Origin of the sequence: Paenibacillus sp. FSL P4-0184, assembly GCF_038004625.1 — a bacterium.
Classification (GTDB): domain Bacteria; phylum Bacillota; class Bacilli; order Paenibacillales; family Paenibacillaceae; genus Paenibacillus_AQ.
Genome location: NZ_JBBORN010000002.1, coordinates 1,802,698 through 1,826,819, shown reverse-complemented (window position 1 = coordinate 1,826,819; position 24,122 = coordinate 1,802,698). Strand labels below are relative to the sequence as shown.

The 24,122-nt window shown below is 43.7% G+C and carries 19 protein-coding genes and 1 other annotated feature (1 of these 20 running past the window's edge); of the genes, 15 read left to right on the top strand and 4 right to left on the bottom strand.

The features are described from left to right. Positions 1-95: a binding site (T-box leader), on the top strand; it begins 136 nt to the left of the window's first position. A 140-nt stretch (positions 96-235) separates the two neighbouring features. From tyrS to MKY52_RS29925, 3 genes are all read left to right on the top strand, one after another. Further along, positions 236-1,495 carry a tyrosine--tRNA ligase gene (gene tyrS, locus MKY52_RS29935; protein WP_060624193.1) on the top strand — a complete coding sequence of 420 codons (1,260 nt, stop codon included), beginning with the start codon at positions 236-238 and terminating at the stop codon, positions 1,493-1,495. A gap of 204 nt (positions 1,496-1,699) precedes the next feature. After that, on the top strand, positions 1,700-1,987 hold the full coding sequence (locus tag MKY52_RS29930; protein ID WP_042189061.1) for a hypothetical protein: 288 nt from the start codon (positions 1,700-1,702) through the stop codon (positions 1,985-1,987). 211 nt (positions 1,988-2,198) lie between these two features. Further along, on the top strand, positions 2,199-3,443 hold the full coding sequence (locus MKY52_RS29925; protein ID WP_341055516.1) for an anaerobic sulfatase maturase: 1,245 nt from the start codon (positions 2,199-2,201) through the stop codon (positions 3,441-3,443). A gap of 66 nt (positions 3,444-3,509) precedes the next feature. Here MKY52_RS29925 and MKY52_RS29920 read toward each other — a convergent pair whose 3' ends face one another. Next, a complete protein-coding gene (locus MKY52_RS29920; protein ID WP_341055514.1) occupies positions 3,510-4,709 on the bottom strand; it encodes an ROK family protein in 1,200 nt (399 codons plus the stop codon). Between the two features lie 186 nt (positions 4,710-4,895). On the opposite strand from MKY52_RS29920, the gene MKY52_RS29915 reads away from it, so the two are divergent. From MKY52_RS29915 to MKY52_RS29895, 5 genes are all read left to right on the top strand, one after another. Beyond that, on the top strand, positions 4,896-5,558 hold the full coding sequence (locus tag MKY52_RS29915; RefSeq protein WP_341055513.1) for a chromate transporter: 663 nt from the start codon (positions 4,896-4,898) through the stop codon (positions 5,556-5,558). A gap of 11 nt (positions 5,559-5,569) precedes the next feature. Further along, a complete protein-coding gene (locus MKY52_RS29910; RefSeq protein ID WP_076298782.1) occupies positions 5,570-6,103 on the top strand; it encodes a chromate transporter in 534 nt (177 codons plus the stop codon). A gap of 36 nt (positions 6,104-6,139) precedes the next feature. After that, the gene (locus MKY52_RS29905) at positions 6,140-7,117 is read left to right on the top strand and encodes a formylglycine-generating enzyme family protein (RefSeq protein ID WP_341055511.1); all 978 of its coding nucleotides are present in this window, start codon (positions 6,140-6,142) and stop codon (positions 7,115-7,117) included. A 39-nt stretch (positions 7,118-7,156) separates the two neighbouring features. Beyond that, entirely contained in the window at positions 7,157-7,990 is an 834-nt protein-coding gene (locus tag MKY52_RS29900; protein WP_341055510.1) for an AraC family transcriptional regulator, read from the top strand. Between the two features lie 106 nt (positions 7,991-8,096). Further along, positions 8,097-9,494, top strand: a complete 1,398-nt coding sequence (locus MKY52_RS29895) for a sulfatase (RefSeq protein WP_341055508.1) — start codon at positions 8,097-8,099, stop codon at positions 9,492-9,494. A 71-nt stretch (positions 9,495-9,565) separates the two neighbouring features. On the opposite strand, the gene MKY52_RS29890 is transcribed toward MKY52_RS29895, so the two are convergent. Continuing rightward, a complete protein-coding gene (locus tag MKY52_RS29890; RefSeq protein WP_341055507.1) occupies positions 9,566-11,344 on the bottom strand; it encodes a sensor histidine kinase in 1,779 nt (592 codons plus the stop codon). Beyond that, positions 11,331-12,770 carry a response regulator gene (locus MKY52_RS29885; RefSeq protein ID WP_341055506.1) on the bottom strand — a complete coding sequence of 480 codons (1,440 nt, stop codon included), beginning with the start codon at positions 12,768-12,770 and terminating at the stop codon, positions 11,331-11,333. Before MKY52_RS29885 ends, MKY52_RS29890 begins: the two co-directional genes overlap by 14 nt. A 250-nt stretch (positions 12,771-13,020) precedes the next feature. Here MKY52_RS29885 and MKY52_RS29880 point away from each other — a divergent pair, with 250 nt between their 5' ends. The 5 genes from MKY52_RS29880 to MKY52_RS29860 all read left to right on the top strand — a co-directional run bounded on the left by MKY52_RS29880 (position 13,021) and on the right by MKY52_RS29860 (position 20,137). Beyond that, complete coding sequence (locus MKY52_RS29880; protein WP_341055505.1) at positions 13,021-13,989, top strand: ABC transporter permease; 969 nt, start codon at positions 13,021-13,023, stop codon at positions 13,987-13,989. A gap of 24 nt (positions 13,990-14,013) precedes the next feature. Further along, positions 14,014-14,913, top strand: a complete 900-nt coding sequence (locus tag MKY52_RS29875) for a carbohydrate ABC transporter permease (protein ID WP_341055503.1) — start codon at positions 14,014-14,016, stop codon at positions 14,911-14,913. A 57-nt stretch (positions 14,914-14,970) separates the two neighbouring features. Beyond that, positions 14,971-16,602, top strand: coding sequence for an extracellular solute-binding protein (locus tag MKY52_RS29870; RefSeq protein WP_341055501.1), 1,632 nt, complete (start codon positions 14,971-14,973; stop codon positions 16,600-16,602). 124 nt (positions 16,603-16,726) lie between these two features. Continuing rightward, on the top strand, positions 16,727-18,622 hold the full coding sequence (locus MKY52_RS29865; protein ID WP_341055499.1) for a family 20 glycosylhydrolase: 1,896 nt from the start codon (positions 16,727-16,729) through the stop codon (positions 18,620-18,622). 15 nt (positions 18,623-18,637) lie between these two features. After that, the gene (locus MKY52_RS29860) at positions 18,638-20,137 is read left to right on the top strand and encodes an arylsulfatase (RefSeq protein ID WP_341055498.1); all 1,500 of its coding nucleotides are present in this window, start codon (positions 18,638-18,640) and stop codon (positions 20,135-20,137) included. 81 nt (positions 20,138-20,218) lie between these two features. Here MKY52_RS29860 and MKY52_RS29855 read toward each other — a convergent pair whose 3' ends face one another. Further along, positions 20,219-21,673: a sulfatase family protein gene (locus MKY52_RS29855; protein WP_341055494.1), complete on the bottom strand. Its 1,455-nt coding sequence runs from the start codon at positions 21,671-21,673 to the stop codon at positions 20,219-20,221. A 153-nt stretch (positions 21,674-21,826) separates the two neighbouring features. Between MKY52_RS29855 and MKY52_RS29850 the strand changes: the two genes are divergently transcribed. Beyond that, positions 21,827-23,572, top strand: coding sequence for a glycoside hydrolase family 35 protein (locus MKY52_RS29850; protein WP_341055490.1), 1,746 nt, complete (start codon positions 21,827-21,829; stop codon positions 23,570-23,572). A 139-nt stretch (positions 23,573-23,711) separates the two neighbouring features. Further along, on the top strand, positions 23,712-24,101 hold the full coding sequence (locus MKY52_RS29845) for a hypothetical protein (protein ID WP_341055488.1): 390 nt from the start codon (positions 23,712-23,714) through the stop codon (positions 24,099-24,101). The last annotated feature ends 21 nt before the right edge of the window (positions 24,102-24,122 follow it).

The following is a 24,122-nucleotide window of genomic DNA, read 5'->3' as shown; positions in this document are numbered from 1 at the left end:
ATATCTCGTCACGAGTGGCATCAATGCTGTGTTTTAGCATTAGCGTTTCATTGGTGCAATCTGGGTGGTAACACGGTTATTCAATCGTCCCTATGTCTACAATAGACAGGGGGACGATTTTTTTTGTTTTCAAATATAAGGATTTATATGTTTCTCTTCATCAACTATCCTTATATTCGCTTGGCGGACTGATGATTCGTTATAGGATATCTACTAATTTAAGGGGTGTTAGGCAATGAATATTATCGATGAACTAGAATGGCGCGATGCCATCAATCAACAAACCGATGCCGAAGGGCTTAGAGAATTGACCAACCAGAAATCCGTTTCGGTGTACTGCGGTGTAGACCCGACGGGTGACAGTATGCATATTGGTCACTTGATTCCGTTCATGGTACTCAAAAGATTCCAGCTTGCAGGACATCGTCCGGTTATGCTGATTGGCGGTGCTACAGGTACGATAGGTGATCCAAGTGGACGACAATCCGAGCGTTCATTGCAGACGCTGGAGCAAATCCAAGCTAACGTAGATGCGCTTACCGCACAAATGAAAAAACTGTTCGTTACTGATGGCGACAATCAAATTCGTATGGTGAATAACTACGATTGGACGCATAAAATCAATGTGATCGAATTTTTGCGTGACTATGGTAAGAACTTCAGCATCAATTCGATGCTTGCCAAAGATGTTGTAGCGAGCAGATTGGACAGCGGAATTTCCTTTACTGAATTCTCCTACCAAATCCTGCAATCCCTAGATTACCTGCATCTGTACCAGCATGAAGATGTGCAGCTCCAAATTGGTGGCTCCGATCAATGGGGCAACATTACAAGCGGTCTGGATCTGATCCGTAGAAAAGAAGGACCTGAAGCAAAAGCATTCGGTCTAACGATCCCGCTTATGTTGAAAGCTGATGGAACAAAATTCGGTAAATCAGCTGGAGGGGCAATCTGGCTCGATCCAAACAAAACGACTGCGTTTGAGTTCTACCAGTTCTGGGCGAACACTGATGACCGTGATGTTGTGAAATACTTGAAGTACTTTACATTCCTATCTAAAGAGCAAATTGATGCACTTGCGGAAAAAGTACAGACTGAACCGCATAAACGCGAAGCACAAAAAACACTTGCTGAAGAAATGACCAGATTCGTGCATGGTGAAGAATTGCTGGAGCAGGCTAAACGTATTACTGCTGCTCTGTTCAGTGGAGATATCAAATCCCTAACTGCTGATGAGATCGAGCAAGGCTTCAAGGAAATGCCGACCTACGAAACTACACTGGAATCTAAAAATATCGTAGAGTGGTTGGTTGATCTCGGTATCGAGCCGTCTAAGCGTCAAGCACGTGAGGATATCACCAAAGGAGCAATCTCCATGAATGGTGAGAAAGTTAGCGACGTAGCACTGGAAGTTACAGCTAGCGAAGCTATCGGCGGCCGGTTTATCATTATCCGTAAGGGTAAGAAAAACTACAGCCTGGTGAAATTGTCCTAAAAATAAGAGCCTTCCTTATGAATAAGGGAGGTTTTTTGTTGTATTTTAAGTATAGAGGCGGATCATTTGCATATTAAGTGAAATTTGAAAGGTGAAATAGCGAAAATTATGGTAAGCTTAGGATTCGTGTGATTTATGGATTAACATGATATTCTACAACTATAACAGAAAATTAGGAGTGGTAATTTGAGAAGACAAAAACCAATGACCATGGAAGAATTGATGAATGAGTTACAAGGACAGAAAACGTATCAAGAAGATCCCAATCACATCTCTTTCGAGAAATTGTTTAATGAAGCGTTTATGAGTAAGTATTCCAATTACAAAAGTTTCGATGAGTTTGTAACCAAAGGAAACTTTCAAGTAAAGACAGAAGAAGATGTTGCTGACATACCTGATGAACTTTTTGATCGTCATGTAGTTAGAGAGACTAAATTTGCGGATTGGAAATCAATGTTGGAAACAGCGAATAAGGAATACGTCCGTAATTAAAGAAACAGTGTCTGGTAATGCTCTATTTATCTTCAAAGAAAACACACTCCCCATTGTCTCGACAGACAATGGGGAGTGTGTTTTTTTATCTCTAGATATTCGACAAAGTATGATGTTTTACTCATCGTTGATGCACATACCTATGATTTAATTGAAGAAATAGGAAATAGGTTTCATTAAGGTTGTATTTTTATAGGAGGGGCAGAATCATATGACAACTTGCATACAGATCTCAAGGCCTGAGACTCTTCATGTCATGTGGAAAACCGTCTCAGAGGATTGTAATTTAACCTGTGATTATTGCTATTACAGCACAGCAGGGGGACATCCTCATCAACCAATCCGAGTGATGGATACGGATCTTCTGGAGCGATTTATCGCTCAGTACATGAAAAGATCATCTGGTATAGCGACTTTCTCTTGGCAGGGAGGGGAGCCGCTATTAGCCGGACTTTCATATTTTGAACGCGTGATTTCACTCCAAGCTAAGTACGCTCCACCTCATACGATGATCAGTAATGCGCTGCAGACCAACGGAACGCTAATTCATGAGAAATGGGCGGGATTTTTTAAACGGTACAACTTTTTGGTTGGGATTAGTGTGGACGGTCCTGAGCCCATTCATGATGCACATCGTAAAACGGGTTCGGGGAAAGGTAGTTATGATCTAGTTATGCGTGGGATTCGCCATCTACAGAATGAAGGTGTGGAATATAGTATTCTGACGGTGATTCACGAAGATAATGTGATGAAACCAGACGAATTGATGGCATTCTACCAGGAACAACAATTTCCTTATATTCAGTTTATCCCTTGCATGGATTTTGTCTCACAGAAGAGTGATATGTCCGGCCGCTTTCGAATTACACCTGAACAATACGGAGCGTTTTTATGCCGTACATTTGATCTGTGGTACAACGAGGGGTATCCGGAGCTTCCCATTCGTATTTTTGAGAATATGCTTCTAGTATTCATGCATCGTGAGGCGGAGTTATGCGTCCATAACTCATTCTGCCCGAAGATGATGGTGCTTGAAACGAACGGGGATGCCTATCCTTGCGATTTCTTTATAGATGAAGAGCACAAGTTAGGAAATATCGGCCATACCGACCTTGAAGCATTGCTTACCAGCCCCATATATGATGACTTTTTGTTAATGAAACCCAATATGAATGAATCATGCTATAAGTGTGAGTATCTTAGCTTTTGCAATGGGGGGTGCCCGCGCAACCGGAATTGGCTTGATGTTCATGATCGTACTGAGGTTGATTATTTCTGCCGTAGTTATAAAATGTTCTACTCATATGCCTATGAACGGATGATACTGCTAGCAAACCGACTTAAATCGGAGCAGATGCTGGAGTTCAGGAAAAGTGCCAAACCACTTCCAGGTAGAAATGATCCATGTCTCTGCGGAAGCGGGAAAAAATTTAAGAGTTGCTGTCAACCACTATAGCTCAAATTAAAAAAAAGGCTGTCCCAACAATCATGCAAATGGCTGTGGGACAACCTTTTTATTATGTTAAAGAACCATTTGATTTCTCACCAGAATAGCCGCACCAGTCACCACAGCTTCTTCTTTTAATGTACCTAGGGAGAAGTGAGGTTGGTATTCAGGATAACGGTAAGTGTTTCGCTGTGCCACTTCAACCGCCGTTTGGAAAAACAACTCGTGAGAGTGGATGAGCGCACCACCTAGAATGATGGTCCCAGGATGAAACAGGTTGATAACGTTGGCGAGGCCAATACCGAAGTGAATGGCGGCTTGAGTAAATAATTCACGCGCATGTGGATTACCGTCTCTAAAGGCTTGTACCAATACATCATAAGTTAGTTTCTCAGGCGCCACTTTATATCTTTGGAAGATCAGATCGTTGTCTATTTTCGCCTCTGAGCGCGCACTTTGTTCTAGCGCCTGCACAGATACGAATGCTTCCAGAGCTCCGTAGTTCCCTTCATTATTTAATCGGGGTCCATCTGTCTGGATGATCATTTGACCAATGGCATCTTCCATATCCATCGTGCCATGAACAATACTTCCATGCGACATCATCGCATAGCGGAGTCCTGCTCCAGCATGAACATAGAGCATATGTTGAATGTTAGCGTGACGGATGGACCATCGTTCTCCAAGGAGTGCGGAATTGGCACCGTTGTCGAGTAAAGCTTTGAAGCCCGTTCGTTCCTCCACCAGTTTGCAAATAGGAAGATTGTTCCAGCCAGAAGAAGGGAAGTGTAGCGGTTTTAAGATTAAACCATTTTCCCGGTCAAGCGGTCCCACGGCTCCTATTCCTATCCCAATAATTTGACTGTTCTTCAGCTGATGGTCTCTAAGGAAGGCGCGTATTTGATTACTTATGTGATCCATAAATCTTTCAGGTGTGAATGCCTGATCCATTCGCCAGTGAACAATTGATTTTGGGTTCATTTGCATATCAAATAAACCAAGGGAAGAATACAGCCTGGAAATCTCTAAACCGATGATGTAGCCGTAGGAAGGATTGATCTGGTATAAAATAGGTCTTCTGCCTCCGCTTGATTCCCCGAATCCGCATTCTATCAGCAAGCCTTCTTCCGTCATTTCATCTAATATTCGGGTCATTGTGCTTTTGGTAAGTGAAAATGTTTGTAGAAGATCTAACTTGGAAACTGTGCCTTGTTCGGCGATTCGGTCGTATAGGAGTTTCTTTGGGGATGGAATGTGTGTCGAGCGCTTTTCCACGATATACCTCCAAGCTATATATAGGATGAACTAGTAAGATCGTTTTTTATAAAGTTTGTATTTATTAACATTAATATAGTATAACGCATAAACCATAGATTGTATTTTACCGTTCAAAAAACTTAATTCCATTTTGGGAAGAAGTGATATAATGAAATTACGACAGAAAATATAAGGGTGGAATCCATGAGAACAACTATGAAAACAAATGCGACGACGAATACAGACCTAAGGATAAGTCTATTGTTCCAGTTGTTTTGGGTATTTGTTCGAATCGGTCCCGTAACTTTCGGGGGAGGTTATGCGATGATCCCTATGATCGAACGGGAAATTTCCACTAAACGGAAATGGCTGGCTGAAGAGGAGATGGATGAAATTCTATCTTTAGCTGGCGCAGCACCAGGTGGGGTAGGTGTAAATGCGGCAGCATTCATTGGTTATCGTCTTGCTGGAGTGAAGGGTGCGATTGCTGCAATCGTTGGGATTACGATTCCAACCTTTATCATTGTTTGTTTGCTTAGCGCCGTTTACTCACAACTGGCCGACCAACCAAAAGTTATTGCCGCCATGAAGGGGATTCATGGTGCTGTTATTGCCTTGATCCTAGTAGCAGCATATCGAATGGCCAAGAACGCTATATTTGACAAGACTACGGCTGTTACGGCGTTGCTTATACCTATTGTTTTATTAGTTTTCGGAATCAATCCCATTTACGTGATCGCAGTTGGATTGATTATCGGTTTTGTATATATGCCAATCAAACAGCTCTTAGGGCTCCAAGTTCGGACAGAGAAGGATTCCTTGAAAGCTTCTGATGAAGAATCGAATTATCCGGAGTATTACATCTAGGGGGAAGCGATGTGATTTGGAATTTATTTTTTATCTTTATAAAAATTGGACTGCTCTCCTTTGGAGGAGGGTACGCCATCATTCCGATGATTCAGCATGAAGCTATGGCTGGTGGTTGGTTATCTGAAAGGGAATTTCAAGAGGTAGTTTCCATCGCAGGGATGTCACCGGGCCCTGTTGCAACGAACAGTGCAACCTTGATTGGATATCGTGTAGCCGGAATAGAAGGAGCGATTGTGTCCACATTAGGCATGGTTCTGCCTTCATTAATCATCATCATTGTTATTTCCATCTTTTTTTATCGGGTGAGGGACAGTCAATGGATTAAAACGTTATTTTATGGGTTGCGACCAGTGATTACAGGTTTGATTGCCTATGCTGCGATTCGGTTTGGTTTAAATAGCGTGGAACACGCCTTCGTTACTTGGCAAACCATTGGCACGTTGATCATTGTATTCGCTGCACTTTATGGTTTAATGAAATATAAGCTGCATCCGCTCACCATTATCGTTGCCTCTGGCATTCTTGGTGTAGCCTTTTTTTAGACAGAGCCGAGACGATCCCAGATTGGAGGTAAGTACATGTCAGAGAATATACGGGCTTGCTGTTCAGCTAGTCGAAATCAAGTCGAGAAACAAGGTTTCATCGATGTTTGTAAGGAGAACACAACTATCCAAAGACCAGAAGGGGATAAAGATTTCTCGGACATGATCCTTATTCCTGGAGGCACTTTTCTTATGGGGACGGATGACAAAGAAGGGTTCCCCGCAGACGGAGAAGGGCCTGCTAGGAATGTTACCTTATCTCCCTTTTTGATTGATGCAACGGCAGTTACGAATAAGCAGTTTGCTGCTTTTATCAAGGAAACAAACTACGTTACAGATGCGGAGCGTTTCGGTTGGTCTTATGTGTTTCATTCTTTTGTTTCCATGGAGACAGGGAAAAAGGTGACCCAAGTAGCTACTCAAACTCCCTGGTGGTGGGTGGTAGAGGGAGCGAATTGGTGTCATCCGGAAGGTCAGAATTCTCAAATAGACGAACGCCTTGATCATCCGGTGATCCACATATCTTGGCATGATGCTGATGCATATTGCAGCTGGGCCGGCAAACGTCTGCCTACGGAAGCGGAGTGGGAGTATGCCGCACGAGGGGGTCTAGTTCAGAAACGATATCCTTGGGGGGACGAATTAAAACCGGGCGGTGAGCATCGCTGCAATATTTGGCAAGGAAAGTTCCCTGATAAAAATCATGCCAGCGACGGTTATGCAGGTACGGCACCTGTGAAATCCTATCTACCTAACGGATATGGTCTTTATAATATGTCAGGAAACGTGTGGGAATGGTGCGAGGATTGGTTTACTAAGGCTTATCATTTAACTTCCGAATCAGTGAATCCGAGAGGCCCGGTAAGTGGTGTAGCAAGGTCGATGCGCGGAGGATCGTATTTGTGCCATAAATCTTATTGTAACCGTTATCGGGTGGCGGCCAGGAGCAAAAATACACCAGACAGCTCTGCAGGAAATATTGGCTTTCGATGTGCGGCTGATTATACCGGTTGAGAATACATAAAGAATACTACATTAGAAGGAGGAACTTCTTTGTCCTCTATCATTCATAGTCAGTTTGATATCACCGTGCTGGACGTCATAAAAATTCAATATCAGAAGCGGGTCTTATTCGATTACGTCCAGTCTTGTTATACCGTCTCTTATATCCAAAAAGGTGAGGTATTGACGACATCCTCCGAGGGAGAATATGTTGCTTCTGCCGGAGACGTGATGATCCACCGTCCTAATGAGCCTTTTAATGTAATCTCAAAAATGGAAGGCGTACATTATCTGTTTAATATTAACGCTAAAGTTAAAGACGGAGATGATTTCTTCAAGTTATTCCCGCTAGGCAAGGTGATTCGGATTCGGAATCAAAGCGAGTATGAGCGAAGGTTTGACGAGCTGCGAAGCCTGTGGTTGCAGGAGGAGGATGATTTCAGAAATGTTCAGGTCGGTTCATTGGCATTTCTTCTCCTTTATGAAATTATGGAGAGCACCAAGCTTGGCGGGCGCCGCTCATCACGAGATCCCTATGTCACGGACCGCTTTAATGAGGCGTTGCAATATATGGAGGAGAGACTTGATCAGGAGATTAGTAGAGGGGAGCTTTCCAAGCTCTATCATATGAATCCTGTTTATTTTAGCCGGGCGTTTCAGAAAATATATAAATTGACACCTATGCAAATGCTACGAAAATTACGGCTGCAGCAAGCTAAACAAATGTTGGAGTATACGGATTATACCATCGAGCATATCTCCCAGAGATGTGGTTATTATGATGCTTCGCATTTCAGTAAGGTATTTCGTGGCGAATACGGCAGGGGTCCGGCAGAGTACCGAAAAAGTATCGAATATACAAAAACAAACATCGCTACTCCATAGCGGAGCTTTCCATATTCATTTACTCTATAAGCATGAGCAGATCATTCTGAACTGCCCGAATCGATGCGTAACCATTTCGATTAAAAGGAAAGGCAGGGTATAACTCATGAGAATCTTGTATTTGGATTTGGATTCGCTTCGCCCGGACCATCTGGGATGTTATGGCTATCATCGGAATACCTCCCCGAATATCGATTCAATCGCTAAAGAAGGTGTCACCTTTACCAACTACTATTGTTCAGATGCGCCGTGTCTACCGTCCCGTTCTGCTTTAATGTCGGGACGATTTGGCATTCATAATGGGATTGTAGGACATGGCGGGACCGCTGCTGATATGCGTAGAGAAGGGGCGAAACGCGAATTTAATGACCGGCTGGGAATGGAGAGTCTTCCCGCTATATTAAGGCAAGCGGCCATGAAAACCGCGTCGATTAGCACCTTCGCCGAACGGCACTCGGCCTGGACTTTTAATGCCGGTTTTCAAGAAGTGTTCAATGTTGGTGGAAGGGGGCATGAGACGGCAGAGCAGGTGCTTCCTGTGGCACTTAAATGGCTTGAGGATAATGGGGAGTCCGAAAATTGGTTTCTGCACCTGAATTTCTGGGATCCTCATACGCCTTATCGTACACCCGAGAGCTACGGTAATCCGTTCGAGAAGGAGCCTTTACCTGATTGGATCACGGAAGACGTGTTTGAGCTTCACCGGAGTAAAAAGGGGCAGCATAGTATTGAAGATATGAATGCACTCGCGAAATCGCATTATCATCAGCATTTTAGGCATCAGCAGGAGATAGAGAATCGTGATCACCTGCGAGTTATCTTTGACAACTATGATGCTGGAGTTAAGTATCTGGACGAGCATCTCGGGAAAGTATTTTCTAAGCTGAGAGAACTTGGCGTGATGGAAGATACGGCTATCTTGATCTCAGCGGATCACGGAGAGAGCCTGGGCGAGCTAGGGATTTACTCCGAACACGGCACGGCAGACGAGGCGACTTGCCGCGTTCCGATGATTATTCGCTGGCCAGGCGGCAAGAAGGGAATAGTGCAGGATGGGCTACATTATCACCTTGATCTCGGACCGACATTAGCAAGCCTTCTGAATTTGAAAGGGGCTCCTTCTTGGGATGGTGAAAGTTATGCTGATACCATTCTGGAGGGACAATCAGGAGGGCGTGAGTATCTCGTAATCTCACAATGCGCGCATGTGTGTCAACGCAGCATCCGATTTGAGGATTGGTTATATATACGCACCTATCATGACGGACACCATGGATTTCCGAAAGAAATGTTGTTTGATTTGAAGCATGATCCTTACGAACAACATAATCTCGCCGAAGTGCGTAAAGACATTTGTATGAAGGCTGTCTATCTGTTGAATGAATGGCATGACAACATGATGAGCTCCATGGATTGTGATATCGATCCATTATGGACGGTACTTATGGAAGGTGGACCCTATCATGCGAAAGAGTACGCGAGCTCATCCTCACAGGATGCTTAGCGTTGTCCCTTTGAATGAGGAAAGAAAGACAACTGAGAAGGAGGCTGCCCCTGAATGGGCAACCTCCTTTTTTATTCTCTGGCTTCTTGCTGATCAATTAAAGCCCCGGGAAGGCTCAAAACGGTTTTCGTCCCGCTACCTTCCTTACTGTACAGCAGAACGCCGCAGGGATCACCGTACTTAAGATTTAGACGGTTGTTGACGTTTAGGAGCCCGATATGATCACCGGATTCTATGTTCTTACCAGCCAGCAGCTCGGTTAGCTGTTCCAGTCTCGCAGCAACGATGCCTACACCATTATCTTCTACAGCGATTTCAAGCAGTCCCGCTTCGCTTTTCTCTACTGTGATCAGCAAGACTCCCTGACCTTGAGCCTCAAGTCCATGACCAAGCGCATTTTCGACAATAGGTTGAAGGATCATTTTAGGTACGGGAATGTGTAACCATTCCTGTGGACAGAACAGCTTGTAACTGAATTTGTCAGGGAAACGGCCTTGGTAAATCCTCACACAAGATTCTGCGATTTTCAGCTCTTCCCCAAGAGTTACCTCCTCCTTGCCTTTGATGCTGTACTTGAGCATTGTGCTTAAGGCGGTAGTCATTTCGTAGATTTCCCGATTTCCTTTTACGATCGCAACGCCTTTGATTGTATCTAAAGTATTACTTAAGAAATGGGGATTAATTTGACTTTGCAAATACGAGTATTCGGCACGTTGCTTTTCCAGATCTGTCTGGTAAAGCTGGGTGTTTGCATCGATTAATTGGTCCGTCAAATCGTGAATCCGCGTTGTCATATCATTGAACTGTCGAGAGATGATTTCAATTTCAGCATAGCCTTTTAAATCGACCTTATTGTTCAATATTCCTAGACTTCCGCCTTTTAATTGATTCATATAGCGCATAAGCCTAGACAACGGTCTTAAGAGATTCATCATGAGTACAGAGTAGGGAATAGAGACGACCAATAAGATTAATGCTAGAAGAGCATAGCTGACCTTCTTTAATTTCTCCAGTTCTTTCATTAAATTATGGACAGGAACAGCGGTTATAATTTTTCCGGAGATCTCCGGTAAGATAAAGGACTGAATTGCATATTTCTTTCCGTTAACTGTATCGACGATTGACTCTCCATCTCTTCCAGTTGCCCGAGTTTGAAACTGCTGGAGCATGTCCTCCGGCTCATCACTATTTGAGTAGATCAGCCCTTTATCATCCCTCATAAAAAAGCTGGTTCCGACTAATCGAGGGTACTCTGAAATTTCAGTTTGAATAGCCTTCATATCCACAATAACTGCGATGTAGCCGATTTTTTCGCCATATAGGGACGTGTCACCTGAAGCAAAGATGTTCATCCCGAACAGTAATTTTCTCTTGTCGATGACCTTGTCTGGAGGACTATATCCTCGATAATGAACGATTCCATCATCCCCAGCCGTCTTCATAAGATCGACGGCATATTTGGTTCTTCCCGCTAATGAAATACGTGTGTTAGAGCTACCAATAATAATAATATCTAAAATGTCCGTATTCATATTTCGCGCGATACTCAATAGCCCCTCTACTTTTTGGGATAAGTCGTAGCCACGAAGCTTATCATTCTCGACTAGGAACTTTTGGACGGTCGAATCGTATCCTACATTCATCATCATGGAAGAAACGTTGGCATAGTTGTTAGAAATCCGTTGCTTGAGAAGGGAGACCAGCTCCGTATTGTATTGCGTATTTTGATTAATGATGGTCTCGCTTGATAGTTGGTAGACTCGTGAAACGATGATTGGGATAATGGCAACAATAAATAAACCAAATAACAGAACCTGAGTACGGATGGATAATCTCTTAAATGTCTTCATTGCTTTGTTCCCTATATTGCGTAGGTGTCATTTTGAGATGCCGCTTAAAAATTCGTGTGAAGTAGAAATAATCCTGAAAACCGCATTTCTCACCGATTTGGTAAATGGAAAGGTCGGTCTCGACCAGCATTTTACAAGCGTATTCAATTCTTAAACGACTGATATGTTCGATGATGGTCTCGCCGACTTCTTTCTTGAATAGTTGGCATAAGTAATTTGGACTTAAGAAGAACTGATTGGCTAAATGCTGAATCGAAATTTCTTGATTGAAGTGGTTGCGGATATACAACATGATTTCTTTGACTTTGTGGTTTGAAATTCGTGAAATATCAGTTTCGTTTCTGTTCATAAAAATATCAAGTGTCATAAGAATCAAATCATCGATCATAGCTTCAGCCGTACCGTATCGATAATAGAGCTGTTCATATCCTTCAAAAAAACGGCCGTTAACCCGAGTCCCTTCCCGAGGAAATAAGTAGAGGATCGATGTGTAGAGCAAATAGGCTTCTTTAATGGTGAACGTTCCCTCTTTGAATAATTTCTTTATCGATTCCATGGCTGCTATAAAACCGAGCCGGTCTTTATTATGAAGAATCCGGGAGATCTCTTTGAGCTTCTCGTCGATCGGTATTTCCTGTTGTGGATTCACCCTATAACATCCAGGCATCCCCGTTGCGAACATACTGAAAGCAGCATGAGAAGCGGATTCTAAAGCCGCATCCAGTTGAAGTATATCCGAAATAGGAGGACCGATCCCGACCCCGCATTCTTGTACAACCTCTGTATGTTCAAGACCCCGAAGGAAGACTTCGTATTGGCACTCTTCCAATAAGTAACCATAACGTCGGCGGCTCATCGGGAAGACCAAGGAAGAGAATTGCCCGACATCTGCGGGCGAACTTAACCCTTGGATAACAATGGGGATATGAGGGCGATCTTCCGACAAGGGTATTCGCTTCTCGTCCAACCATAAGCTAATTCGTTCAAGATCTCCGGAACAAACCGCTTCATATAGTTCGAAGTCATGGACAGGGATTTCTTTAACCACCTTCGATTCGTGTTGCTGGGCTATTCGGTTAAGCATTCCTTCAATTTCTTCGATTTCAAAAGGTTTCAGGCAGTATCCGAACGTACCATAATTCATCGCTTTTTGTGCATAAGCGAACTCTGCATGTCCGCTGAGTACGATGAAAATTGTATCAGGTGCGATGGCTTTGCCACGTTGAATGAGCTCTAGCCCATTCATTACAGGCATTTTAATATCTGTTAGAACAAGGGTGGGGCGAAGCGATTGAATTAATTGCAGGGCTTCTTGCCCGTTTTCGGCATCGTCGATCACTTCAAAGCCGTATTTCTTCCAATTCACTCCTGCTTTAATTCCCTCTACAATCCACTTCTCATCATCTGCAATAATCACTGAACGCATAAGTGAATCCCCCTTTCTATATGGAGCTCTTAGATTTATCCTAGCGATTGTGGATCAAGGGGGGTATGGACTATCTTACGCTCACTATGTCCGATATTACGTGTCACAGGAAGGTCACCCACAAAGGTGTGAAAAATCCACATGACCGGAGTTGTATCCTCTATACAAGAGAATTTACACTCCCGATATAATTTACCATATAAACCGCTTACAAGCATAAACAATCTCATACAGAAAGGTGGGGAGAAGATTGGCTGAATCTGTAACCGCTCGTACACCTAAGCGAAGCTTAAAGACTCGTGCTCCTAAGCAAAGCCTAGGAAAAACGATTTTACAGTACAAGTATTTTTACCTCATGGTTCTACCGGTGTTAATCTGGTACGCCCTCTTCAGCTATGCTCCCATGTACGGTGTAACGTTAGCATTCAAATCATTTGATTACAGTAAGGGGATCCTGGGAAGTCCCTGGATTGGCTTAGAGAATTTTCAAACGCTGTTGACCGACCCCGATTTTCGCAGGGCATTTTGGAATACGGTCATTATCAGCTTGATGAAGCTGATCACTCATTTTCCGATGCCCATTATCCTGGCGATTGTTTTATATGAGTTTTCCAGGACAAAAATGAAGCGGTTTTTTCAGACGATCCTGACGTTTCCACATTTTATTTCGTGGGTTGTGCTGTCAGGGATTATCATCAATATTTTAAGCAAGGACGGGATTTATAACCAGATCATCATGTTGTTTGGCGGGGATCCAAATTCTCCGCTTGTAGATGAAAGTGCATTTAGACCCGTTCTGTATATCACACATGTGTGGCGAGAGATCGGTTGGGATTCAATCATTTACTTAGCGGCGCTTGCAGGGATCAATCCTGAGCTGTTTGAAGCGGCGGAAGTGGACGGAGCGAACCGGTTTCGCCGTCTGCTAAACATCGCATGGCCGGGCTTGAAGAGTACCGTCGCAGTTTTGTTAATTCTTCAAGTTGGACAATTATTGACGCAAGGTTCGAGCTTCGAGCAAATATTCAATCTGTATAGTTCACCGGTATATTCGGTTGCCGACACGATCGATACATACATTTATCGGACTTCATTCACGATTGGAGGCGACTTTGGATATATGACCGCCGTGGGTGTCGTCAAGTCCATTATCAGCCTAATCCTTTTATGGGCGGCCAATTCGTTCGCTAAGAAAATGGGTGAGGAAGGACTGTATTAATTTGCAGGAAAAGGGGAGAAGCAAGTGACCGACACAACGGTTAAAAAGAGAAAAAAATGGAGTGTCTTCGATATCGTCGCATTCGTGGTTCTGGGGCTTCTAGCACTAGTAACATTTTTTCCCTTCTATAATGTTCTTATTATCTCAGTTGCAAAGTTCGAAACGATTAGTAAAAGCGACTTTTATATTTTTCCGCTTTCGTTTGACCTGTCGGCATACAAGCTGTTGCTTCAGGATATGAAGTTTTGGACTTCGATTTTAAATTCTGTCATCGTAACGGCGGTTGGCGTTTTGTTCAGCATGACGATCTCTGTAGCGGGAGCATACGCATTATCCAAACGGGGCATGCCGGGAAGAAACATAATGCTTAGTTTGATCTTGTTCACTATGTTTTTCAATGGCGGTTTAATTCCCTTTTATCTAGTCGTTAAAGATCTAGGATTCGTAAACAATATACTCGTCATGATCATACCCGCAGGTCTCAATACGTTTTACCTGATCATTATGAAAAACTATTTCAACACGATTCCAGAAAGTCTGGAAGAGTCAGCTAAGCTGGATGGGGCAAATGATCTGTACATCCTTTACAAAATCATTATTCCGATCTCTGCCCCATTCATGGCGACCTTTGCTTTGTTCTATGCCGTGGAAAGATGGAATGAATGGTGGTACGCGTTGATCTTTATCAGTGACGCTTCAAAGGCCCCGCTTCAGATTTATTTACGTGAGACACTCATTACTTCGAATTCCTTGCTAAGTCAAATGGCACAGACGATGGCAGAGCAGGAGCAGACGGGGAAGGTCTACACACCTGCACTTCAAATGGCAGCAATTGTAGTTTCGAGTATTCCGATTATTGTTATTTATCCGTTCCTGCAGAAGCATTTTAATAAAGGCATTATGGTTGGTTCGATAAAAGGATAAGAAAGATTTTAAATAGATTGATTCTATCCTAAAATAGTATAAAGGGAGGTTTCAAGCATGCTTAGAAAGAAAATGATGACACTGGCATTATGCATAACTTTATTGGCTTCGGTGCTCACGGCTTGTGGTGGAGGCAATAACGACAAAGGGCAGGCGGCATCAAACGGTGAAGTATCTCCGGATTCTTCTAATTCCACGGACAACCCTTACAAGGATCCAATGACCATTTCTCTTGGTTTCTGGGACGCGGATGCTGAAATTGCTAACATCGAAAAAGACCCGATCGCCAAACAAGTATTAGAAAAATTCAACATTACATTAAAACCTGTCAATATGACCTGGGATGACTATACCCAGAAGATTCAAATGTGGGCTGCTTCCGGTCAATTACCTGATATTTTCGCAATCGACGCTGTCGGTACGCAATATCAGCGTAAATGGGTTGAACAAGGTGTTGTCAAAGCACTTCCGGATCTTTCTAAGTATCCTAACCTTGCAAAATACTTCGAATCGCCGGACATTAAAGGTTTAGGTGTAGACGGAAAGTATTATACCGTTCCTCGCCGGATGTTCCCGAGTGTCGATTGGAGCGCGCTGGATCGTATGGTGTTCTATCGATGGGATCTTGCTCAAAAAGCTGGAATCACAAAAGAACCCGAGACCTGGGAAGAGTTTGAAGCTATGCTTGATGCAATCGTCAAGTCGGATCCGGAAGGAAAGCATATTACCGGTCTTACGACGACAACTACCAAGATGCTGGGCGGATTCTTCTGGTTGTACGGTAACCCGGTCGCCACGAGTGATGGAAGCGGCAGTGACTTTAAATGGATCAAAGAGGACGGTAAGTTTATACCTGCTGTATTTTCGAAAAATGCACTTCCGGCGTTACAAAACATGAAGAATATGTACGAAAAAGGTTTGATCGATCCAGACATCGCGCTTGTAAAGCCTGCAGAGTCTTATGACAATTTCGTAGCAGGTAAAGCAGCTGCTCTTCTAAGCGGTGGCGGTTTTATAAATTTAAATAGCGATATGTATGAAAAACGCTGGAAAACAGCTTATCCGGATAAAGATATCATGGAGAGCGTAAAGGCACTCAAGCCACTTATTGGACCTGATGGTGAACGCTCACATGCTATTTTTAAAACGTACTGGTCTGAAAGTTATTTCAGCAATAAGGTTGACGATAAAAAGATGGATCGCATCATGGCACTCTATGATTATGTGTTGTCTCCTGAAGGTAAGGACCTGTTGACTTATGGCATTGAAGGTGTCGATTACAAGATCGAAAATGGGCAGAAGGTTGTCATTGAAAAGAGTTCATTAAATGAGAAGTACCCTGCTAGCAGATTTCTAAAAAATTTGGTGGCTTATGAAACTTCAGATAGCTATAACATGGATAACCCGACGATCGCTAACGAAGGGATCCGCAAAGAAGCTGTCGATTATATCGATTGGATTCAGAACAATACGAAGGTTCCAGAATACGACATTCGGTTAACGTATTTGTCCACCCCAACAAAGGATAAATTTACTGTGCTGGACCATGATGATCTGCTTAAGATCATGCTTTCCAAAGAACCCGTTGAGAGTTACTGGAATAACATTGTGAACGATTATAAGGCTAAAGGTCTTGATAAAATGATAGAAGAAGTAAATGCGAAGGCCAAAGAACAAGGTATTGAATAATTGATTGATAGAGAAGATCCGGGCTGAAGCAGCCCGGATCTTCCGTTTAATGATTTGAAGAAGAACCAAGAATGTACGGCGCTACTGATCGCATACTTATAATAAGATTAGGAGGGTAAAGTCTATGATACATAGCATTCACTTGACAGGGTTAACCGAGAAACAGTTAGCAGCTGTTTCAGATGTAGCGGGAATATTGAGTATTCGAATAGAACGGTCAGGGATTCCAGTAATTTGTAAGAAGCAAGGGAAGGGCATTCGAATATCTTACGATAAGATTCAGGCCACCATTGAGTATGAACAGGAACATCAGTTGATCCGGGCACTCAGCCGATTGCTTGAGAATTTACGTCGTGGTGAGAGAGTTGAAATTAATGAAATGCCCGTTTATGAACAGCTAGGTTTCATGGTAGACTGCTCAAGAAATGCTGTTCTTAACCATGAAGGATATAAGGAATTGATTCTGCGCTTAGCGCTTATGGGATATTCGACGGTTCAACTGTATACGGAAGACACCTACGAACTTGAGGGGTATCCTTATTTTGGTTATTTAAGAGGTCGATATACAGGGGAGCAAATTCGGGAGATGGACCAGTATGCCGCGTTATTTGGTATAGAATTAGTTCCTTGTATCCAGACGCTGGCTCATCTGGGCCAAGCATTGAAATGGCAAGTACATGCACCGCTAGTGGATTTCCAAGACATTCTCCTCATTGATGATCCGAGAACTTACGAATTAATTGATCGAATGTTCGCTTTCATGGCGACCCATGTAAGCAGTCGCCGCATAAATATTGGGATGGACGAAGCGCATATGATGGGACTTGGTAAATATCTAGACAAGCATGGGTATCAAGATCGATCCTCCTTGATGTTAAAACACTTTAGTACTGTTATGGAAATCGCCTGGAAATATGGTTTCCGTACGATGATGTGGAGCGACATGTTTTTCCGTCTGGCCAGTTCCGGAGAATATTACGACTCTGAAAGTCCAATCAGCCCTGATATTGTTAAGCTGATTCCTGAAGATGTTACCTTGATCTATTGGGATTACTATTCGGAAACGCAGGAGAAATATGACGGAATGTTGCGCAAACATAAGCAGCTGAATGATCATATTGGATTTGCAGGTGGTGCTTGGAAATGGATGGGCTTCGCTCCAAACAATGAATTCAGCCGCCATGTCAGTCTGCTGGCACATGATAGCTGTGTTAAGCATGGAATTCATGAAGTGCTGGTTACTGCATGGGGAGATAATGGTGCTGAAGCTTCCGTTTTCTCGGTTCTTCCTACCCTTCAACTTTGGGCTGAGCTCTGCTACACGGGATGTTTCGTGGAGAACCATGTCAAAGAAAGATTCAGTAGCTGCGTGCAAGGCAATTATGATGACTTTATGGCACTCGATGCGGCCAACCTGGTTCCGGGTAATTCGGCACCGGGGGGATGTTCTATCAATCCGGCTAAATACTTGCTTTATCAAGATATATTGTGTGGTTTGTTTGATCGACATGTTATTCCTAGCGCGTATTCGAAGCATTATCAGCAAAGTGCAGAAAAGCTCGAACAGGCGATCACTCGCAATTCGCCTTGGCAATCCTTATTCTCTGTACAAGCCAGCTTGTGTCGCTTGCTCGAAATAAAGAGCGAAATCGGGATTTCTATACGCGACGCTTATCATCGTGGGAATTTAGAGGAATTGGCTCACTTTGCCAAGGTGACTTTGCCACAATTATCTGATTTGGCCAGACAATTCATGGACGACTATCGAGTGCAATGGGAGCTGGAAAATAAGGTGTTTGGTCTTGATGTTTTTGATCTTCGTATGGGAGGTATGCTTCAGAGGATTAGGACGGCTATTCATCGAATCAATAGTTATGTCGAAGGGAAAGTGGAACAGATAGCTGAATTAGAAGAGGAGCTACTGACGTTCGACGGTCTCGTTGACGATGACGGCCCAAGGGCGATAAGTGCGAATTTGTGGCACACGATCGCAACACCGTCCGTCATCGCAGGAGTATAAGAAGGGAGTGAGGTTATGATTGACACAAATCTGGACCATCAAAATGGCTCAAAGCGGCCCAACCTTATGCTTATCACAGTGGATCAGATGCGTTTTGATTGCCTGAGCATCATGGGACATCCCGTCGTTGAGACACCCAACCTGGATTCTCTTGCATCAAGAGGGATATTATTTGAACACGCTTACTCAGCTACCCCGAGTTGTATTCCCGCGAGGGCTGCTATCATGACAGGATTGGGCCAACGATCACATGGGCGGGTGGGGTATCAGGATAAGGTTGAATGGAATTACGCCCATACGATTGCCGGAGAGCTTGCTCAAGCTGGTTATCATACGCAGTGTGTTGGCAAGATGCATGTGTATCCTGCGCGTAATCTATGTGGATTTCATAATGTAGTGCTTCATGATGGATATCTTCACTACAATCGGGACAAGAGCCAAGCCATATATGATGAACACTATGATCAAGTAGATGATTATTTACAGTGGCTGCGAAGACAAACCAATGCTAATTCGGATATCACTGACTTAGGACTTGATTGCAATGCCTCAACGGTTGCCCGCCCCTGGCATTTGCCTGAATCGATGCATCCAACGAATTGGTGCGTAACCGAATCGCTAGACTTCTTACGAAGAAGAGACCCTGGAAAACCATTTTTCCTATGGTCCTCCTTCGTTCGCCCACATTCCCCCTTGGATCCGCCGCAATGTTATCTAGATATGTACATGGATTTGGAAATTCCTGATCCTCCAGTCGGAGATTGGGTGGACGAGAATGCAGCTTTAAACAGTGCTAAGGATCCAACATCTTCGTTCACTCATTTGCCAAAGCGCAGATTGGATCGTGCCCGTGCCGCATATTATGCACTAATAACGCATCTTGACGACCAAATTGGGAGGTTGATCAATGGGCTGCAGGAATATGGAGTTTTAAATGAAACTTTGATTCTATTTACTTCTGATCATGGTGAAATGATGGGGGATCATCATTACTTCCGCAAATCACTTCCTTATGAAGGAAGTGTTAAGATTCCTTTCATAGTGTTTGATCCGGGAGAAACGCTTGGACTTCTTGCAGGCTCCCGGCTTGATTCCATTGTAGAGCTTCGCGATATTATGCCGACGTTTCTTGAAGCTGCTGGCGTCCGAATACCAGTTACAGTAGAAGGGCAAAGTGTGTTGCCGCTGTGTAAGGGAGATCAGATAGTGTGGCGGTCTTATATTCATGGGGAGCAAGCCTATGGAGAAAAGTCTCACCACTTTTTAACGGATGGAAGAGAGAAATTCATATGGTATTCTCAGACAGGCGAAGAGCAGTACTTTAACCTAGTGACCGATCCCTTAGAGAAGGTTAATGCAATCGGATGTACCGATAATTTAGAGCGTATACGTGAATGGAGAGAGCGTCTTATTCACGAGCTGGAGGGACGAGAGGAAGGGTTTGTAAACAACGGCGAATTGATTGCCGGACGTCCAATTTCTCATATTCTAAAGGCATCCGAATTGGGGAAATGATCTTAACGAAGGACAACCTGAACATTCAGGTTGTCCTTCGCCTGTTACGGAAAGATTAAGGAGTTTAGCATGTGTTTTGATTTACCAGCTACTCCGGCGCTGAGGCAATGGGTCCTGATCTTGAATCATTCGATGGACGAGCAATTCTACCATCGATCGGCGAATTTCACTATAATCTGGATCTTCAAAACGATTGTGGTTTTCATGAGGATCCGCTTTCAGATCATATAATTCGCCGTAGGTCTCTCCTGCAAAGATAACTAGCTTATAACGTGTAGTTCGCAAACACTTAGCGTTTATGCCTCGATCATGAGCAATATAAGCAGTTAGGGCAGAATTACGTACATGGGACTCCCTGCCAGCTAGCACTTCCATCTGTGACATGCCTTGAATTCCGTAGGGGAATTTGAGACCTGCGGATTCAAGCAGTGTGGGGACAATATCAACATGTTCCATCAAAGCAGAGACCCGTTGCCCGGAAGCAATCCCAGGACCACGTACGATCATCGGGATCCGTGTTAACCCTTCATAAAACCACGGTCCCTTGTAAATTAGTCCATGGTCACCGAGCAGTTCTCCATGATCGCTGGTAAAGAGGATAACAACATCATCATACATTTCTTTTTGACGCCAAGCTTTTATAATACGTCCGATCTGCTCATCAATGAAGGTAATCATCGCATAATAATTTCGAGTGAGCCGTTTCATATGCGCTTCATTAAGAGAATGCTCCTCACCGCCACCAGGCCAATATCCTCCCTGACTCTGACGCAGCAGATGTGGAGGACGAAGATGAACGTCGTCAGCTTCTCTGGTTGGTGATGGAATGTCAATGTCCGCGTACATATCCGTATAAACTTTTGGAGGGTCAAAGGGATGATGCGGATCAACGAAACTGGACCATAAGAATAACGGTTGCTCGGTTTTGTGGGCGTGGATAGCATCGATACTCCGTTCAGCAATCCAGTAAGTCTGATGCAGCTCCGGAGGAATTTCGCTCTCCCACACATCGTGTTGAGCATCGGAGGCTCTGAAACGGTCTTTACTGAATCGTTCTGCTACTTCCGGGTTGCGTTCCCTAAGCCACTCCATATATTCCCCGATACAATTGTCTTCAGTAATATGATGCTCATCAAATCCGTAGTACGTTCCATCGGAAGCTCTTCCGCGATCTCGATAAGCAGGATCTTCATATTCTTGTGAAAAGTCCCCTTTCATTTGTGGACGGAAATGCATCTTTCCTATACCGATGGTTTTATAATTCGCTGTCTTTAAATGATCGCACAAGGTAAGTTCGTCTTCTCCAAGCGCAGTACCGATGTTCCAAGCACCATGGACATGAGGGTACCTTCCAGTAAAAATGGAGGAACGTGAGGGCGTGCAAACGGGACTAGCGCAGTAAGCTCCAGTGAAAAGCGTGCCTTCTGAAGCAAGCTTGTCAAGCTCAGGTGTCAGTACGGGAGCGTTCTCGATACCTAGTGCATCCGCACGCATTTGATCTGTGGTAATTAACCAAATATGAGTTCTTTTTGACATCCGTAAAACCTCCTATGAATATAGTTTATAGCATCACAAAAGCCTCTAGCAACCAATGAATTCTCCATATATTTCATTAGAATTGTCCATATGGGTTGATATTTTTATTACCTATAATTGAATAGTCTATCTCAATGTTGGAGGAGAAATTATATGCGGAAGTTATCCATATCAGGGGATCATTTTATATTAGACGAACAACCCATCCGGTTACTTTCTGGTGCGCTTCATTATTTCCGGATCGTTCCGGAATATTGGCAGGATCGTTTGCTGAAGCTGAAGGCTTGCGGATTAAATACTGTTGAAACCTATATTCCTTGGAACTTACATGAACCTGAGGAGGGTAGCTTCAATTTTGCCGGCTTTGCTGATATCGAGGCTTTCGTTAGACTTGCCGGAGCGCTTGGTTTGCACGTGATTTTGCGGCCAAGTCCTTACATTTGTGCGGAATGGGAATTCGGTGGGTTGCCAGCTTGGTTACTTGCGGACGATAACATCCAACTGCGTTGTAATGATAACGTTTATTTATCTAAGTTGGATGCATATTTCGATGAGTTGCTTCCACGTCTGCGGCCTTTGTTAAGCACTAACGGTGGCCCTGTGCTTGCCCTTCAAGTAGAGAACGAATATGGAAGCTTTGGTAGTGATAAGACTTACCTGAATGATCTAAAAGCAGGAATGATCGCCCGCGGCATGGACGTTCTGCTGTTTACTTCAGATGGAGCTGAAGATCATATGCTCCAAGGCGGTATGATTGACGGAGTGTTCGCCACCGTAAATTTCGGTTCACGGGCAAAGGAAGCCTTTGCTAAACTACGTGAATATCAGCCTATGGGACCGTTGATGTGTATGGAATTCTGGAATGGATGGTTTGACCACTGGATGAAACCGCATAATACCCGCCCCGAATCCGAAGTAGCGGAGACTTTGGATGAAATGCTGGCTCTAGGAGCCTCTGTTAACTTCTACATGTTTCATGGGGGGACGAATTTTGGATTTATGAATGGGGCAAATCTTTTTGACAAATATGAGCCCATCGTAACCAGCTACGATTATGATACACTGCTGGACGAATCGGGTAAGCCAACTGCAAAATTTTATGAAGCTCGAAAAATTATTGAGAAATACGTAACGTTGCCGCCACTGGAATTACCGCCGTTAATAAAGTCACAAGCTTATGGTAAAGTGTTGATGACAGAAGCAGCACCACTGTTCACTCAGTTAGACGTTTTGTCTCGTCCAGAACGTAGAGCATGTCCCGAGCCAATGGAGAAACTGGGTCAAGATTATGGATTTATCTTGTATTCAACGAAGATCAGTGGACCCCGCAGCAGTACGGAGCTCGTTCTTCAAGAAGTTCGCGATCGTGCGCTTGTATTCGCGAATGGGGCCTTTGTCGGTACAGTTGAACGCTGGGATCCGCGAGGAATTTCATTAGAGATCCCGATTGAGGGACTGCAAATCGACATTCTTGTGGAGAACATGGGACGCGTAAATTATGGCCCTCTGCTTCGTGATCCGAAGGGCATAACCTGTGGCGTTAGACTCGGCTATCAATTTTTGCATGATTGGACCATTCGTTCCTTGCCATTAACAGATCTTAAAGGATTATCATTCACATCGATAGATTGCGAAGAACGTCAGCGGCCCACTTTCTACCGGGGGAGCTTTCAAGTCAGTAAGCCTGAGGATACTTTTTTGCGGCTGGACGGATGGAGTAAAGGTCAAGTTTTTATAAACGGCTTTAATCTAGGTCGTTACTGGGAGGAGGGTCCGACAAAAACGCTTTACATACCGGCACCGCTTTTGCGTCAAGGCGGGAACGAACTAATCTTGTTTGAATTACATGGCGTAATGGAGCCAGTGGTTACTTTTGTAGATACACCTGAGCTCACATGATATTTAAATATTTAATGGGTGAGTAAGTATCATGATTCTATAGTATGGGTCTGATGATTTTTAATATATAATCAAAACAGCCCAACAATTTATAGAAACTGAAAATGCACGATTAGGGTGGTTTAGAGGAGGATTTTAAATGAGTTATGATTTGATGGCGTTCGAGACGTCTAAAGCACCGCAAGAGAGAGCAGCATTTATGAAGTGGTATGAGCAGCAAGTGCAGTGGTCGGAAGACCATGCTTATAATGATCCATCAGTTTTATCGGAGGCGCTGCAACGCTTTTATAGTGAGTTGTCCGAGCAATTTCCTAATATGAATGTAGAGGATGAGATTTTTGAGGCGATGGAGGAAGCCGGAACGGATAACCGGTTGACTGACTACTCGCTTGGCACATCCGTCATCTATGCGGCGTTCGCGTATTCCGTAGCTGACGAAGCTTACACGGCGATGCGGAAGTTGGCTATAAAACACAAAGTAGGATTTTTTGATGTAAGCAGCAACGAAGGCGATATTATTTTTCCTTGAAGCAAAATGATTTAGAGTGTA